The organism is Lactococcus muris (assembly GCF_042849115.1).
GTDB classification, from domain to species: domain Bacteria; phylum Bacillota; class Bacilli; order Lactobacillales; family Streptococcaceae; genus Lactococcus; species Lactococcus muris.
Genome location: NZ_BAAFQO010000005.1, coordinates 98,649 through 114,104 on the forward strand (window position 1 = coordinate 98,649; position 15,456 = coordinate 114,104).

16 protein-coding genes and 1 pseudogene are annotated in these 15,456 nt (G+C 37.1%); all 17 read right to left on the bottom strand.

Annotated elements, in window-relative coordinates:
- Positions 1–968: 968 nt before the first annotated feature.
- The 17 genes and pseudogenes from ACGHCK_RS04445 to ACGHCK_RS04525 all read right to left on the bottom strand — a co-directional run bounded on the left by ACGHCK_RS04445 (position 969) and on the right by ACGHCK_RS04525 (position 15,430).
- Positions 969–1,652 carry a LutC/YkgG family protein gene (locus ACGHCK_RS04445; protein ID WP_202231315.1) on the bottom strand — a complete coding sequence of 228 codons (684 nt, stop codon included), beginning with the start codon at positions 1,650–1,652 and terminating at the stop codon, positions 969–971.
- A gap of 2 nt (positions 1,653–1,654) precedes the next feature.
- Positions 1,655–3,127, bottom strand: coding sequence for a LutB/LldF family L-lactate oxidation iron-sulfur protein (locus ACGHCK_RS04450; protein WP_251420930.1), 1,473 nt, complete (start codon positions 3,125–3,127; stop codon positions 1,655–1,657).
- A 13-nt stretch (positions 3,128–3,140) separates the two neighbouring features.
- Positions 3,141–3,908 (bottom strand): (Fe-S)-binding protein, encoded by a 768-nt coding sequence (locus ACGHCK_RS04455; protein WP_202231313.1) that lies wholly within the window; start codon positions 3,906–3,908, stop codon positions 3,141–3,143.
- A 283-nt stretch (positions 3,909–4,191) separates the two neighbouring features.
- Positions 4,192–4,371: pseudogene (locus ACGHCK_RS04460) on the bottom strand (Asp23/Gls24 family envelope stress response protein); the annotation flags it as partial.
- A 14-nt stretch (positions 4,372–4,385) separates the two neighbouring features.
- A complete protein-coding gene (locus ACGHCK_RS04465; protein WP_251420932.1) occupies positions 4,386–4,532 on the bottom strand; it encodes a DUF2273 domain-containing protein in 147 nt (48 codons plus the stop codon).
- 9 nt (positions 4,533–4,541) lie between these two features.
- Entirely contained in the window at positions 4,542–5,102 is a 561-nt protein-coding gene (gene amaP / locus ACGHCK_RS04470) for an alkaline shock response membrane anchor protein AmaP (RefSeq protein WP_271328108.1), read from the bottom strand.
- Between the two features lie 26 nt (positions 5,103–5,128).
- Positions 5,129–5,368, bottom strand: a complete 240-nt coding sequence (locus ACGHCK_RS04475) for a GlsB/YeaQ/YmgE family stress response membrane protein (RefSeq protein ID WP_251420937.1) — start codon at positions 5,366–5,368, stop codon at positions 5,129–5,131.
- A gap of 468 nt (positions 5,369–5,836) precedes the next feature.
- Positions 5,837–6,190: a DUF4176 domain-containing protein gene (locus tag ACGHCK_RS04480; protein WP_251420939.1), complete on the bottom strand. Its 354-nt coding sequence runs from the start codon at positions 6,188–6,190 to the stop codon at positions 5,837–5,839.
- Between the two features lie 35 nt (positions 6,191–6,225).
- Entirely contained in the window at positions 6,226–6,879 is a 654-nt protein-coding gene (locus tag ACGHCK_RS04485; protein ID WP_251420940.1) for a DUF443 domain-containing protein, read from the bottom strand.
- Complete coding sequence (locus ACGHCK_RS04490) at positions 6,872–8,116, bottom strand: hypothetical protein (protein ID WP_271328107.1); 1,245 nt, start codon at positions 8,114–8,116, stop codon at positions 6,872–6,874. The genes ACGHCK_RS04485 and ACGHCK_RS04490 overlap by 8 nt, the downstream gene beginning before the upstream one ends.
- Entirely contained in the window at positions 8,107–8,463 is a 357-nt protein-coding gene (locus tag ACGHCK_RS04495) for a hypothetical protein (RefSeq protein WP_202231306.1), read from the bottom strand. The genes ACGHCK_RS04490 and ACGHCK_RS04495 overlap by 10 nt, the downstream gene beginning before the upstream one ends.
- Before the next feature lie 3 nt (positions 8,464–8,466).
- A complete protein-coding gene (locus ACGHCK_RS04500; RefSeq protein ID WP_202231305.1) occupies positions 8,467–8,748 on the bottom strand; it encodes a hypothetical protein in 282 nt (93 codons plus the stop codon).
- Between the two features lie 92 nt (positions 8,749–8,840).
- On the bottom strand, positions 8,841–9,365 hold the full coding sequence (locus ACGHCK_RS04505; RefSeq protein ID WP_251420942.1) for a DUF6609 family protein: 525 nt from the start codon (positions 9,363–9,365) through the stop codon (positions 8,841–8,843).
- A gap of 187 nt (positions 9,366–9,552) precedes the next feature.
- Positions 9,553–10,395 (bottom strand): M48 family metallopeptidase, encoded by an 843-nt coding sequence (locus ACGHCK_RS04510; protein ID WP_202231303.1) that lies wholly within the window; start codon positions 10,393–10,395, stop codon positions 9,553–9,555.
- Positions 10,396–10,922: 527 nt separating this feature from the next.
- Positions 10,923–12,089 (bottom strand): nucleotide sugar dehydrogenase, encoded by a 1,167-nt coding sequence (locus ACGHCK_RS04515; protein ID WP_271328106.1) that lies wholly within the window; start codon positions 12,087–12,089, stop codon positions 10,923–10,925.
- Positions 12,090–12,122: 33 nt separating this feature from the next.
- Positions 12,123–13,448, bottom strand: coding sequence for a glycosyltransferase (locus ACGHCK_RS04520; protein ID WP_251420943.1), 1,326 nt, complete (start codon positions 13,446–13,448; stop codon positions 12,123–12,125).
- A 350-nt stretch (positions 13,449–13,798) separates the two neighbouring features.
- The gene (locus ACGHCK_RS04525; RefSeq protein WP_394304486.1) at positions 13,799–15,430 is read right to left on the bottom strand and encodes a hypothetical protein; all 1,632 of its coding nucleotides are present in this window, start codon (positions 15,428–15,430) and stop codon (positions 13,799–13,801) included.
- Positions 15,431–15,456 lie beyond the last annotated feature (26 nt).

The following is a 15,456-nucleotide window of genomic DNA, read 5'->3' on the forward strand; positions in this document are numbered from 1 at the left end:
TTTTGCTTTATTTTACTTGTTAATGGTAAATATTCTCTACAATAGGGACATGATTCTCTACCTAAATAGATAAAAATATTTCTTCTGCTTTTATTCAAAACATCCTTGGTAGATATAATTTAAAACTCTCTTTATACTCTTTAATAGTAAGTTCTTCTTTTTTTCTCTAGAGGAAATATTTGTATTATTATTATTATTATTTGCTGATGACATTTCGAACTTATAACATCCTGATATAAGAAATATGCTCACAGAAAATAAAAATATGCAAAACAAAAGTGTTCTTCTTTTCACCCCCTCATCAATTTGTAAGCGCCACTTAATTAAATTATATCTTCTTTTGTTGATTTTTTCAGGGAAGGTCAATAATTTTTGAAGCATCACAAGGAAGAACAGACTAGCATTTATGCTCATTACCAAAAAATAAGGACAAGAATCCTTATTTTTTTTGTTTTATATCAAGAGAATTTATTTATGTATCTTATAGATTGTAGTTCGAGATATCCCACAAGAATTTGCGATATTCTGCTTTCTATAGGAATTTTAAGAAGCTTGTATTTTCCTCCGTGAACTTTTCAGTATATTCTCCTGCAAATGTGTTGCCAAGGAACATGTGATTAAAAATTTAAAAAATCAAATTGAACACATGGTAACCGCACATAAAGAAGATGTAAATTAAGAGCTTGGATGAACTAAAATCTATGAGAAGACGTCATCAACAATTATTTAGTGGATTTAATAACCTCTTCTTTTTATCATCATATGATGTTCTTCCAAATGTTAGAGAATCCGTTCAGACTACAAAGCAAAAACTAGAAATTGATTTAAGGCAATGAATATAAAACATACAAAGAAAAAGATTTTAACGGCTCATAACTGGTAATCATAAGTGAGAGATAAATTATGAATTTTGGATCCCCCTCAAAATGCGTATCACTAAGACCTACAAACTTACCCTTAGTAAACTCCTATAAATCTTTGACAATTACATAGTTAATCTCTAAAGGACCGTGAAGTCCGACCACAAGTTGCATTTCAATATCACCGGAATTTGATGGTCCAGAAATAAAATGCAGCGTTGAACCAGGCTTTTTATTTTCATCCAACCAAGCTGCAGCTTGTGTAGAGCGTGGAACCATGCGGCTGAGTGGAATCACAGAAATATAATGGGTAGGTAAAAAGTGCAAAGAACGCCCTTGACCAGCTCCTGATTCAACCACAATTGTGGCTGATTCGGCAAGGAAAAATTTGGGAACAGCTACGACAACATTAGAATTTTGAGCAGCATTAATATTTTCTTCCCGATTTTCTTTACCCATTTTCCATTTGACCAGTTGGTCTGAAATAATATTAACTCCCAGTTGCTCTAACTCATCTGTTGAAGGAATCATGACCTGCCCGCCACCAGATTTTTCAATGAGACCGTGAATTATCTCATTCATTTCTGAAGAAGTTGTTTCCACTAGATTCGCTGAAACGCGACGCGCTTGTTCCTTGGCAAGTTCGAGTAATTCGTCACTGCTTAAATCTGTCAAATATGTTTGGGGCAGATCTGAAATGAGTTTATAAGGTTCAAATGGCAGTTCTACACCACCACGTTTTTTTAACAATGTGTCTAAAAATTGAGTTCGATTTTCAATAGTTCCTGTCATTTTTATTTACCTGCCTTATGTTTTTTATACCAGTGACGAAACTGTTCTTTATGAGGAGGAGCTATAGGTAAGTCGCGAACATCCGTCCAACCTTTGGCTAGAGCAGGTGCTTTTCTAACGGCACCGTATTTAAACAAGGAACCACCAACGCTTACTTCCTTATTTTTAGGTAACATATTGAGCCCCGTATGTGCCATATTCATTGCCATTCCAAACATTGCTGGACTACTTGTTCCTTTTCCAATCATATTCATTTCAAAATTTACAAAAGAGCCGTCGTGATGCATTGACAAATCATCTTCCATGACTTTACGATGTTCAATCAAAAGTTCATGCAAAGGAATTTTTACGGGACAGGTTTCTGTACAAGCCCCGCATAAGGTAGAAGCATATGGCAAATCACCATATTGTTCATAACCTCCCAAAACAGGAGAGAGAACGGAACCTATCGGACCAGGGTAAATAGAGCCGTAAGCATGACCACCAATTTGACGATAGACAGGGCAAACATTTAAGCAAGCGCCGCAGCGGATGCACTGTAAGACTGCTTCAAAAGCAGTTCCAATCGCATTTGAACGGCCGTTATCAATAATGACAACATGAAAATCCTCCGGTCCATCAGATTCATCCTCGGCTTTTTGACCAGCAAAAGTGACATAAGTTGTTAATTTTTGACCTACAGCTGAACGCGCAAGCATATTGTCCAAAATTTCAGCTTCTTTGATAGACGGTACAATTCGTTCCATTCCCATTAACACAATCTGTGTTTTAGGAATAGAAATCGTTAAATCAGCATTCCCTTCATTGGTAGATAAATTAATGTCACCGGTATTGGCAATGGCGAAGTTACAACCGGTGATGCCAACTTCAGATTTCAAGAAAAGCTTACGCATGGCATCACGGGCACAACGAGCAAGATTAACAGGATTATTATCTCCTTTATACCCAAGTTTTTTAGCAAAAATTTCACGAATTTGATCACGATTTTTGTGTAAAGCTGGAAAAACAATATGCGAAGGCTCATCCCAGTCAGCGAGTTGCAAAATAAATTCGGCCAAGTCTGTCTCTAAAATTTCCATATCATCAGCTAGCGAGACGAGCATTGGATCAATATCTACTTCAGTGGACACCATTGATTTTGATTTGACAATCTTTTTAGCCTTTTTTTCAAGAATAATACGTTTCACATATTCATTTGCTTCCTTAGCATCAGCAGCAAAGAAGACATGTCCGCCACGAGCGGCTACATTATCCGAAAATTCGGTTAGATAGTGTGGTAAATACTTTAAAGTGTGTTGACGAATAGATTCAGCAATGTTGCGCCATTCCTGCCAATTTCCTAGCTCATTACGTGCAGATTCTCGTTTGTCCCATTGAGCATCTTGTGCTTTTGCCACTGCAGCTTTGGCAAACTGGTCTTTTTTACTCTCTTCTAAACGTTCAGCGAAAGTTTTTGTACTTGTTGAAAGGCCCATTTTCTCCTCCTATTTATTTTATAAATGCTGGATTTTTGATAACATCTATTCTTTCTAAGTCAACATTGGTGTTTAAAATTTCAGCAATATGCATGACTCTAATCTTCTTTCCGTCACGATTCAATTTCCCGCCGATATTCATTAAGCAACCTAAATCAGCAGAGATCAAGATTTCAGCACCAGTTGACAAGATATCTCTTGTTTTTTCGGCAACCATCATTTCTGAAATTTCAGGAGATTTAACAGAGAAAGTTCCACCAAAACCGCAACAATTTTCTAAATGAGGCAGCGGAAGAAGCTCAAGCCCCTTGACCTTATCCAATAGGATAAAAGGTGCTTCTCGTTCCCCTAAAATGCGGGTCATGTGACAAGAACGATGATAAGTTGCCTTCTCGCCATTAAATGTGGCTCCAAGATCTTCAAGACCTAGCACCCGATAAAGAAATTGAGTGAATTCGTAGGATTTATTCGCTAAATCAATAGCTTTTTGCTTATAAGGATCACCTTCATCGAACATATGTGGATACTCTGTAAACATCCCCGAACACGATCCAGCTATACCCACCACATAATCAGAAGACTCAAAAGCATCAATCTGATTTTTGATTGTAGGCATGGATTCTTTAACTAATCCCGAGTTATAGGTAGGTTGTCCACAACAAATTTGTTGTTCTGGCAAGTCTGTTTCAATCCCCAAACGTTCTAGGACTTCAACCATTGCAATTCCAACTTGTGGAAACATGAGATCCATCACACAAGTAGAAAATATTGAAACTTTCATAAGCCCTCCTTAATATTTTTAAATCTTTATTGAAAATTCGACATTTTTTAGATATGTATCCTCTTTCATTATAAGCCGATTTTTTTATATTTTCAAAAAAAGAAGGTGTAAAAAGAATTTGACAGTGAGTAGTTTGAAAATTTTTACGTATAGTCGAAAAACAATGGACTTTTGTTTGGCTATGCTTTAGTTAACTTGCATGATGAAATAAAAAAGTCATTAAGATTACTCTAATGACTTTTTTATTGAATATATACCATATGTTATGTAAAAATTTAGCTTATTATTCCACTCTCCCCTGTTCAAATGCTACATCTTCAACTTTATCAACTTGTTTCGAAGTAAACTTTCCTGTAGTTTGAACAGCATCAGTAACATGATCTTGAACAGTTATTTCATCTTTTTTCTGTTGCTCTTTTATCTTGATATCTGTAACTGTCACATTAGCTTCAACAACATCAATGATTTCTGTCTTTTTTAAAATGGACCAGCCATTACACCTAGACTTATTAAAATTAAAAGCAGAATCATTTTCCATGATCCAATTGTGAAGATGACAACCGCTGCTATACCGTCAATAATGCCTCCGATAATTGGATATCGATATCTTTCCAGGTAATCCATTGATACCTCCTATACTACAAGTGAGTGCCTTGAATTCGCTTTTTTTTCCATTGCATTAACCTTAACTTTTATTTTTAGAGATTGCTCTAGCCCAAAGAAAACTTTTAAATAATCGACTATTTCTTGTTCCAATAATTGAGCTTTCTGCGTAACTTCTACTCGAGGGATAATTTCTCCCTTTACATAAATTTCTATTCTATTCTTATGTAGAACTACATGAATGCGAGGAAATTTTAGATAATTATTCTCAATGACTTTTTCACGAACGAGCCCTTCTATAGTAGAACGTTTTAAAGTAAGCTTTCCACTCTGAGTTGAGAGTGTAATATCTATATATGTTCTAGGATAAAATATAGTAATACCTAAAGCCAAAATTAAGACAAGGGCTAAGACAACATTTCCCCAAAATAAATAGGTTGGTACATATTCTCCAATATAGAGAAGTTGACTTGAAGAACTCATCTTGTAATTAGACTTTACCAGATTGTAGTAATCCCACGCTGTTGGTACTACAATAGAAAGTAGAAGAATATCAAGAACTATACATATAAACTTCTTTCCAGATGACACAAATCCCCCTTTCTAGATTCTTTAACTCAGTGACGCATTTTTGATAGTATGAAGGAGACTACAGCAACTACAATCACTGCACCGATGATTGAAGGAATTAATGCCATTCCTGCTAGGGAAGGTCCCCAGCTCCCTAGAAGTGCTTGACCCACCACAGAACCCACAAGGCCTGCTAGTATATTAGCAATCCAACCCATGGATCCTCCCTTAGTGATGACCCCTGCAATTAAACCAATAATAGCTCCAACAATTAACGACCAAATCATAAAATACCTCTTTTCTAGTATGATATCACATACAATTTAATAATAACAATAATAATCTAACATAAATATATAACAAATTCAAATATTTAATTCATTTTTTTATAATTAAATACTTAAAAACACTTAATTTTTAATGTTGTTTATAATATACAAGATAGCTACCCAATATACTTTCAACAATATTTAGTCTTTTAAGGGTTTGTAAAACAGAATATCAATGTCATGAAAATGAGGATATGTACACCAAAGACGATAAATTCATGCTTTTTTATATTAGTCAAAACCACCCGTTGAACGGATGGTTTTCTTGCTTTCTATATAGGGAGAACTAGCTGGAAACCATAACAAAAAAGACAAAGTCATGAGACCTTGTCTACAGTCTGAAGTTCTATCTTTTAGATGGAACTTATTTAAATAGATTATATTAATTTTCTCATGAAAATTTTTCGCGGTAATAGACACTCGCACTTAGAATCCGAAACTTTGCTCGTCCTCTAAACTTCGTTCGTTTTCTAATGAACTAACATTTCCTTTTTTTATCTTCTTTCCTTCTTCTTCAAACCATTCTTCATAAAGTTGAACAAAACGCGTTTCTTCCTCATCATTAAATCCTTCAAAAACAACTTCATCAATATCTTCTTTATTAAAATAAAGTACCTCCTCGGGATTTAATCCCACTGGATAAATTGCTGCTGAATAATCAAAGAGAAGTTGTTCCCCGTCTTTTTCAATAATAGAAGCACGATTTAAAATCATTAATTTCTTCGTTCCTTCTTTTAAATACACGATTGTTCCGATTGGTAAAATTTTTGCTGTCTTCATTTTTAATTCTCTCCTTTATCTGTCTTAAAATTTTATTATTTATAATCTTTTTCTCTCTCTATTGAAAAAGAAAGACCTAATGATAATGCTCTAATAAAAAACATTCTATGTTGAATTTGAAACATCATGAATCCACAGTATATAAGTAAAATACTCAAAAAATTATGTTCTTTTGCTGATATAAAAAGTGGTAGCAAAAGAAATAAACTTATTTGTAGGAAATTATTTATCCAGATTTTTCTTGTTTTTATACTATCTAAATTCTTTAATACAAGTTTCTCTCTTGACTTTAAAGAATTTAAGAAAATAATGTTTCTGTGCTTAAAAAACAAATTCATAATTTTATAAGACACAAACGCCATAACTATTGAGGCACCCAAGGCAAAAAAATAGTTTTCCTCAATAAGCTGTACAGGAACTATTTTAAAAATTATGTACAATATACTAGCAAAAGGTAACGTAATAGCAGAAATATTTATAACACTTATTCCTTTACTTCCAATAGTATCTACATTTTTTAAAAGAGCTTCATATTTTTTTTCATCAATTTCATAAACTTTTTGAGAAAATTTATTTGGAAAAATAATATATCTCGAGAATAAATCTGAATCTGAATCAACCAAATAGTATTTTTTTCCATCCGAAGCAAGACAATACTGGGGGATTTTAGAATAAAAAAGTTTAAGCATGTTTTTTCTTCCCCCAACCAAACACTGATTTTATAGATTCTATTCCTGAATTAACAGCTTTGCCAACTGTTTTTACTCCGTCTTGAAAATACAAAAGATTACTATCATATGCTAATTTAGTAAGGACTCCTGCAGCAACTCCAAGACCTATCGCCCAACCAATAGGGGTAGCCGCAACACTTCCAAAAACAACAGCTCCCGCTCCAGCAGCTAAAGCAGAACTAACTGCTGTAGTCGCAGCTGTATGCGTAAATGCCATTCCAACACTCTCTCCATCATTTCTATTTTGAAGATAGTCAATTCCAAATCCTAGTGTTCCTAAACCTGAAATTTTCGCTTTTCCCACGCCAAACTTGGCAACCGTTACCTTCTGCACACCTTTTTTAAACAACGAATTCCCTAGTGCCTTACCATAACCTGCTCCATCCCAATTAACATGGATATTTTTCCAGTATTGGTTGCCGCTAGTATAAAAACGTAGATATGACTCAGAGCTCGGCATGCTTGTATCCATGTTTTCTAAGAATGCACTTATTCTTTCAGAAAAACCATCCTGCACTGCACCACTTCCATAGTCTGTTAATACGTCTAATAACGCATTCTTATTTTTTTCTCCGATATTAAATTTCCCACCAGAATCAAAATTTCCACTCCCCAACGCGCTAATTACCGCAGACACCTTAGAAAATTCATCTGCAATTCCACTAAACAAAGATGCAATCTTCATGTCCAACTCATGGAGTTTTTTGAGTTTCTCCTCCACTTGCCGAATATCTCCTTGCACAACATTCATGAAATTTGTCAGTTCAGTCGCATGGTCATTATACATTGTTGTCAGCTCAGGATTTTCATTGAGTAGTGCTTGGTTCTGGTACGATTGAATTTGACTCGTCAATAGATTTTGCTGATTCTTCAATTCCTGAAGTTGTTGATTGAGTTTATCCTCATCTAGAATCTCTCCCCCTGCTGCACCTGTGTATTGCACATACTGCTGTAATCTTTTTTTCAGCTCTAGGATTGCCGTATTTGCTTTTGCCACAGTTGGGATTACAAGTTGCGCAAACAGGCTTTGCCCTGCAACAAATGCTGCACCACTTAACTGGTTACTGTTCAAAACATCCATAAGGTGTGTATTTCCTATTTTCAAATCACTGAGGATTTGTTCGCATGTCGCAATATTTGCCTGAAAATTAGATACCAAATCTCGTGACTCATTCGGATTATAAATCAATCCCATGATAATTGACTCCTTTCCTTGATGAGATTTTTTCGCTCGTCTTCTAATTGCTGACTCGCTTTTCTAAATTGCAATGCTTGTTCTTTTTGCTGATTTTCAATAAGTTGTGTGATATATTTTCTTTTCTGTTCTGTTTCTCTATATCCACTATTGCCGTGATTTCTTCGTTCCAGCTCGTCTTCTATTTCCATTAACCTCTGAAAACTTTGTGTTATCTCGCTGTTAAAATTTTCAAGCGACTGTCTGAGCTGTCGCTCCTGAATACGTAATTCTTCTGATTTTTGTTCAACCTCTGTTATTTTCAAGTCATATTCATAGCGTTTCTCATAATTCTTGTCCTTTATCATTTTCTATCTCCCCGATGTATTGTTTAAAAGGACGTTAGCATCTTGTTTGTCACGTTGTTCAATAGCTGATGCAAGTTTCGGAAATTTTTCTGCTTGTTTTTCCACACTTGACTGCAATTTCAATAAATCTCCAACGATTTTATTAGATACTTGCATGGCTGTTTTCATACCAGAGAGATTACTTTCTCCAAGCGTACTCGTTTTAGAACTGACACTTCTTGAATTTCTGTACCTAGATACTGCATCTTGTGCTACACCAACATTCGACTTAATAGATCCTGTCATTTCCTTTCTCCTCCTTCTTTTTGAGATAGTCACTTTACTTCTTTCTTCCAATATTCAACTCATCAGCACGCTCTTTCAAGACTTTTAAACGCTCACTCATGACAAGTTCTGCCTTTATAAGTAACTCTGACCATATAAGCCCCATAACCCATCTTTATTAGACCATCAATAATAAAAATAGTTTCTAATTGATTTGAATATAAAAATAGTCCTAGTAAAGCATTGAATACTAGTAAAATTACAAAAATTACTTGTGCTTTCCAATGTTTGTTTTCATTAGCAGGAATAAAAAACAAAAAATGCAGTCCTACAAACAATAATAGTAGTATCCACAAGATATTTAAGTTATCCAGTACATTTAAACCTATAAATATGCTTGCCCAACAGGTTATTCCTAGGAAGATGAATGCAGTGTTGACCCATTTTTTGTTGTTCATTGACCTGCTGCCTCTTCGTATTTTTTTCATTAGAATCAGTTGAACAATAATTGCTATGATATATATAGCGCCAAACAGGATTGGCTTTCTATAGTTACTTCCTAACAAAGTAAACATTGCCATTCCAATGACAAAAATGAAGCCTCCAGAAATAGTTTGATTTGCTAGTTTGTTCTCCAATTTAAGTCTCTCCCTTGACTACATCATGTGAAATAAGGCTTTCCATGTATTCTAGATTTTCTACAGACCATTTAAAAAATATATTCAGCAAGAAAATCTCTGATTTCTATACATTTCTTTGCTCTCACTTTTACAATATTTCATGGTCTGTTTTTGATGGCAAGTACGTCTGAACGCTTCTCTTTCACTAGAGCATCTTTCCATGTACATCCCAGCCCTTTTCCTCAGTTTCCTTGATGGCTTCCATGCGACGATAACCAACGGCATGATCTGAGAGATAGTTTTCAAGTTTAAGCCACAAACCACCTTTATGATTATGAACTGTTCTGAAGTATTCATCCATATCAACTTGCTTATAGAGGTGTTTTCCTGCAATCAAGACCATCATGGACTCTTTACCTTCTGGTGCGTAATAGTAGGCACAACGATCAGCTGTCCATTCTTGAGCACGGGTCAGTGATTGGCCTAGGCCTATAAGATTAGCCATCGGATGCGCTATAGTACGCCATGCACTGACATGGCCACACTTGATGTGCCCTAACTCATGAGCGAGAACAAAACCAATTCCTGAAAGATCATTATGTCTATAAGCAATTTCTAGCAGGTCAGAGTTGATACATACATAACCTTTATGCACTTGGCACTTTGAAGCAAAGGCGTTAAGAGTACCACTTCCATCTGTCATATAGAGGCGTGGGATATTCGACATCGCTCCCTTTCCGCTACCAAATCCCATATCCTTAGCAATACGTACATAAAGCTCATAAACTTCTGGGAACTGCTTATCGGTTAACTCTACTGCATTGACAACTGTCTTCCAGTATGTCCTTTTAAAGCTATAGAGAAGAAGAATAAATGGTGCAGCTGCTCCAAAGATGATGGGGAATGTCCACTCAGCTGGTGAGGCATGCTCCACTAAGACAACATACAAAAGAAGACTCCAAATAGCTACAGTGAGGACTATACACAGGGTGAGTAAAGGCATCTCTGCTCTGTGCCGTAGTTTTTTGACGCTCATCTTTTCATTCATTACAAAAAGTTCCTCCGTTTTTTAATTTTTTATATAAATATAAATGGTTTTCTAATATTGACTCAAAAAAGATTCTATCTCATGGACAAAACCTGTTGACTTTTTATTTTGTTCTTTCATTCTTATATCAACCAAAAAGAATGAAAACAATCAGAACTCACAAAGCAAATAAAAGCAATTTTTCCTCCTTTGTTGAAACCACTTCATCGCTCTTGCAAAAGATTCTAACGAGTCTCTTTTAGCAAACCACTCACACTATATTATAATATATCTTTCTATTTTAGTAAATTCTGAACACGAGTGCAAAACGTTTACAGAACAGCTGTGATTTCATCAGTCTTAATCTAGCTGAAACTTGCCTTGCCATTTTCCAGTAGTTTTTCTTTCTGCGATAAAAAATAAGAGCACATAAAAAATCCTCCTCTCCATTCTGTACAAATCTGAGAGAAGGACTCCTTTGTATATACTGAAGCTCTAGGATTCTCCATAAACAACAAAGCCTGCTGTCGGAAAAGCTTAACCTTTAGCTATTCTGTATGAAAAGCATCTCTTGTATAGACTTTGGTAAGAACATCATCGAGATACATGTCATATCTGTTCGCCAGTATAACATCGCTCTCTGCTTTAAAAGCCATCAAATCATTAACAACCTTTATTCCCTCAAAGTGATCAATTTCTAACAAAGGTTCATAAATAACTATGCGTTTTCCTTTTCTTTTGAGGCTCCTCATTATATCCACGAGTGCACTATTTTTGAAGTTATCTGAATCTTTTTTCATCGTTAACCTATATATTCCAATTACTCTTGAATTTTTGGAACAAATCTCATCTTCGATGTACTTTTTCCTCAGTTCATTAGAGCGTGTAATTGCTCCGATAATTTCTTGAGGAATATTTGAGTAACTGGCCTTTAAGGCTTTAGCATCCTTGGGTAAACAGTATCCCCCATAGCCAAACGAAGGATTATTATAATATTTGCCTATCCGATCATCTAAGGCAATCCCTGTAATGACTTCTTTAGCATCTAAATGCTTACTTGCTGCAAATGTATCCAATTCGTTAAAAAAACTCACTCTCATCGCCAAGTAGGTATTTGCAAACAACTTAATCGCTTCAGCTTCAGAACTCCCTGCCAACAAGACTTCTACTTCTTTTTCAAGGGAGCATTCTTTAAAAATATTCCCCAGCATCGAGGCACGCTTGCTCCTCTCGCCAACTATTATTCGTGTTGGATGTAAGCAGTCGTATAAGGCCCGCCCCTCTCTTAGAAATTCAGGAACAAAAATTATATTTTTAGTTTTGTGCTTTTTTCGCACCTTATCTACAAAACCAACCGAAACAGTTGATTTTATCAAGATAACAGCATCCTTTTTGATATTTAAAACATCTTCAATAACCTGTTCAACTAACCCTGTATCAAAATCTCCTCGCTTATCATTGTAGTCCGTTGGAACTGCAATGATAATATAGTCAGCAAAATCAACAGTTTTTTGTAAATCTGTCGTAAAGTTTAGTCTTGGATTTTCCGTGTGAAGAGATTCAATAATTTCCTCATCTTCAAGGTAAGAATGCTGATTTTGCAAACACTGCACCCTGCTCCAACTAATATCATATCCGACAACAGAGTGCCTTCTCCCCAACAACAATGCGTTGGAAAGTCCCACGTATCCTAAACCTATTACTGAAAACTTCATACTTTTCTCCTTATTAATTCGTCATTGATAATTTTACCGCGTGCCCCATCTTATTGACTTAAGTGTCAAAAAGGAATAAAGGCGTACTGGGACCAATATTGTAATATGAATAAATCCATAGATGATAAATAGGATAAATCCAAGGTCCTTCGTCCTATAAATCCCATACAGGGAACGAAGAAGGGCTATAAGTATCAGTATTTCAAGATAACTATTTAAATAAATAAAGGTTGACTGATATCTAGTGAGGATAAGCATATAAATAAGTGTCAGCAGCAAGCAGATGGGCAGGATAAATTGCATAAACAGCTCATAGAGTAAGTAAATATTTTTCTTATAAATGAAAGGAAGGGTCCAAAGCATTTCCCTGTAAAATGATCTATTCCAGCGCACCTGCTGCTTAATATAGGCTGATAAACTTGTCGGTACATAAGTGAAAGCTTCTGCAAAAGGGTTATACTCAACCTGCCAATCTCTGGATAAGACCAGATTGGTCAAGTGCCGATCATCTCCATAGGTGCAGTAGGAACCTAGAAATTTCTGATCTATGTATTTGTCTTTGACTTCCTCTATAATTTCAGCACGATAGACTGAAAAGGGGCCTGAGCAACACATGACTACTGAGCATAGGCTCTGTGCTGCCCGTTCTTGGTTAAAAGCAACCCAATACCGGTAGCTAATCAGCTTGGACACCAGATTTACATTTCTGTTTTCGACTCGCACATCTCCCGTTACTGCTCCAACTTTTTCATTTTCTAGAGGTTGAATTAACTTCAAAACACCCTCAGAATCATGAATAATCGTGTCCGAATCCACAGTAACAATCAGTGCCTTGCTGGCATGGTCAAAACCAAGCTTTTGCGCATGTCTCTTCCCTCTATTTTCTTGGTAAAAAACCTGAACTTTCGAGTCTTCATCAAATTTTGAATACACCTCATCAATCAATATCTGCCTATTAACCGACCCGTCATCTATCACTAAAACCTCCAAGTCGACAATGTTTTGCTTTCTGCAACTGTCAATGCAGCTATAAAGTATATCTGGTTCTTCATTGTAAGCAGGAATAATAATCGAAACCGAGGCTTCAAATGTTTTTTTCTCATGTCTCCCTGTGATTTTCTCAGCTTTTCTTATTGACTTTCTATGCTTTCTCTTGCGTAAGAACTCCAAATGCGCAAAAGAAACTTGTATGGCTAAATATATTAGTACGAAAGCACCATAAAACACAATCCCCTGCGCTATGGTCCCACTCTTGGTTAAGCTCGTTTCAATCGTTTTTTGTATCGATAAATACTGTACCAATGCAAATATAAGCAACCAAAATACAATTATTCCTACGATACCTTTATAATTTTTCATCCGCTCCCCTTTATAAGATTAGTTTAGACTTTATCGTCATACGTCATGAGATGTCGCATCTTTTCTTCATTCATACCTCCTACTTCAATATTATTTATAGTCAAAATTCATCACTACCTTTCCATACTAATAGCTCCCTTATAAAAATTCAAGATAAAAAAATTTAGAACATAGAACTTTTTTCAAAAGAAAATAGGGAAAAATCTAACTTTTTCCCTTTCCCATAAAACTATTAATTCCCTTGGCTGTAACTTTTTCTATATATTTATTTCCAGTTCCCTATTTCTCATAAAAAAAAACACCCAATGGGCATGTAGAATGCCGTGTTAAGTGTTTTTATGTAATGGATTTTATTGTCTGACAATGAGGGCAGGCCGCAGTCCTCCCCACAAAGTATGATGATTCACATCGCGGAATCCACTTATATTTCCATTACCAAGCACAGACCACATGTAACCTGGGTGAGCTCCAGGAGTCCGAAGCCAGGACCAATGAGTAAGATTTTCATTTACAATAAATCCACGCGATCTATGATCGGGAAAAGCGCGGCCTGGTCCTGATAAGTGAACTAAATCTGCTAAGGAGAGAACAAAGGCTTGGGGGCTACCACTTGAATCAACTCGAGTTAAATCAGCCGCAGCTTGGGGGAAATCATTCAGATTGGTCGGTAGCCAACGATTGCCTGTAAAAATAATGTCTTCATCCGCAACATTAGGTGCAGGAGAAGGTATAGACACAGGCTGAATCATAGATTGGACCGCCGAATCAAGGTTGTTATAATAGTCGGTGAGACGCTGATTTGTATTAGGAAAATTGACATGTGTAATTATATTATTTCGAATAATCAAATGATTCCTACCACCTTGATTCTCCAAATAACGATACTGCTCATTAGCCATGGTGAAGATGGTCCCCGGTGCCATGATGCTAAAGTTGATTTGGTCGGGTTGGACATTGTCATCTGGTCCCGGGTTCCCCCAGTTGTTATCAATAGAGCCATTCTGTACAGCTGTCAGGAAGTCTGACAAGTCATCATGATGCGTATAGTCTGGATCTGCAGCCAAGAAGTCATTGATACGGTCGGGACTGATCAGTTGCCCGTCCACATGGATACCGTAGTAATATTCTCCCGGGATAGCATTCGCTGCTGCGGTCATCTGTGCTGCATCCAAGAGGTAAGAGGTGGTCTCTCCTGCTTGAAGTTGGTTCGCCCAGTAGGCCCAACCTGTTTGGTGGTCGATGACCCAGAAGTTCCCGACTTTCAGGTTATTAGGTAAGGCTGCCCACTGGCTGATGGTCATCGGGGCACGCTCTTGTTGCAGGTTTTGAGCTGCATCATGGGTGACTTCTTCTCCCGGCCAAACTGGTCCGCTGTTATCAAAGCTGTCGCCAGAGGACCAGTAGGCATCTGTACCGACTCCCGGATGCGTGGCGCCGTCTGTGACACCGTCTGTGGCTGTGCTTGTGATCCAGTCACGGGCATGTCCTGCCGCTGCTGTCATCAGGTCTTGGTTGTCCCGGTTGAAGGTCGGCATGAACCATGGGGCATCTTGACCTGAACGGCTCCAACCAAAGGTTAGGTTGGAGTAGGTGTTGAAGGCTGCCGAGTCATCTACACGGGTGTTCAGGTTGTTCTCTGAGGGACGCATGACCGTCCAAGTATCCACTTGGTCACGGACGGTATTGTTCACTATAGGGGTGAAGTCTGTATCTCCTACTGAGCGTTTCTCCATGAACTCGGAGAGGCGGATACGGGCCATGAGGGGCACATTGCCATAGTTCTCCACGAAGACGTCCTTGTTTTCGGTGTCACGGTTGTAGTAGTCGTGGACACGGCCGCCGGGGGTGTTTTCCCGGAGCCGGTCATTGATGGCCCGCTGGTTGAAGGCTTGGAAGGCGAAGGTGCCGCCTACCAAGAGCAATAAGAGGGACAGGAGCGCGAGGTTGCGCAGCCGCCGCTGGTTTTTCTTTTCTGGTGTCATAAACTCCTCCTTTGACGTAACGTTTG

Excerpts from the sequence above, each read along its gene's own strand:
- ACGHCK_RS04510 (WP_202231303.1), bottom strand. The coding sequence starts at position 10,395 with ATGAATGAAAAGATGAGCGTCAAAAAACTACGGCACAGAGCAGAGATG.
- ACGHCK_RS04445 (WP_202231315.1), bottom strand. The coding sequence starts at position 1,652 with ATGACAGGAACTATTGAAAATCGAACTCAATTTTTAGACACATTGTTA.
- ACGHCK_RS04500 (WP_202231305.1), bottom strand. The coding sequence starts at position 8,748 with ATGACAGGATCTATTAAGTCGAATGTTGGTGTAGCACAAGATGCAGTA.
- ACGHCK_RS04475 (WP_251420937.1), bottom strand. The coding sequence starts at position 5,368 with ATGATTTGGTCGTTAATTGTTGGAGCTATTATTGGTTTAATTGCAGGG.
- ACGHCK_RS04480 (WP_251420939.1), bottom strand. The coding sequence starts at position 6,190 with ATGAAGACAGCAAAAATTTTACCAATCGGAACAATCGTGTATTTAAAA.
- ACGHCK_RS04490 (WP_271328107.1), bottom strand. The coding sequence starts at position 8,116 with ATGGGATTGATTTATAATCCGAATGAGTCACGAGATTTGGTATCTAAT.
- ACGHCK_RS04520 (WP_251420943.1), bottom strand. The coding sequence starts at position 13,448 with ATGAAAAATTATAAAGGTATCGTAGGAATAATTGTATTTTGGTTGCTT.
- ACGHCK_RS04455 (WP_202231313.1), bottom strand. The coding sequence starts at position 3,908 with ATGAAAGTTTCAATATTTTCTACTTGTGTGATGGATCTCATGTTTCCA.
- ACGHCK_RS04485 (WP_251420940.1), bottom strand. The coding sequence starts at position 6,879 with ATGCTTAAACTTTTTTATTCTAAAATCCCCCAGTATTGTCTTGCTTCG.
- ACGHCK_RS04465 (WP_251420932.1), bottom strand. The coding sequence starts at position 4,532 with ATGGATTACCTGGAAAGATATCGATATCCAATTATCGGAGGCATTATT.
- ACGHCK_RS04450 (WP_251420930.1), bottom strand. The coding sequence starts at position 3,127 with ATGGGCCTTTCAACAAGTACAAAAACTTTCGCTGAACGTTTAGAAGAG.
- ACGHCK_RS04515 (WP_271328106.1), bottom strand. The coding sequence starts at position 12,089 with ATGAAGTTTTCAGTAATAGGTTTAGGATACGTGGGACTTTCCAACGCA.
- ACGHCK_RS04525 (WP_394304486.1), bottom strand. The coding sequence starts at position 15,430 with ATGACACCAGAAAAGAAAAACCAGCGGCGGCTGCGCAACCTCGCGCTC.
- ACGHCK_RS04495 (WP_202231306.1), bottom strand. The coding sequence starts at position 8,463 with ATGATAAAGGACAAGAATTATGAGAAACGCTATGAATATGACTTGAAA.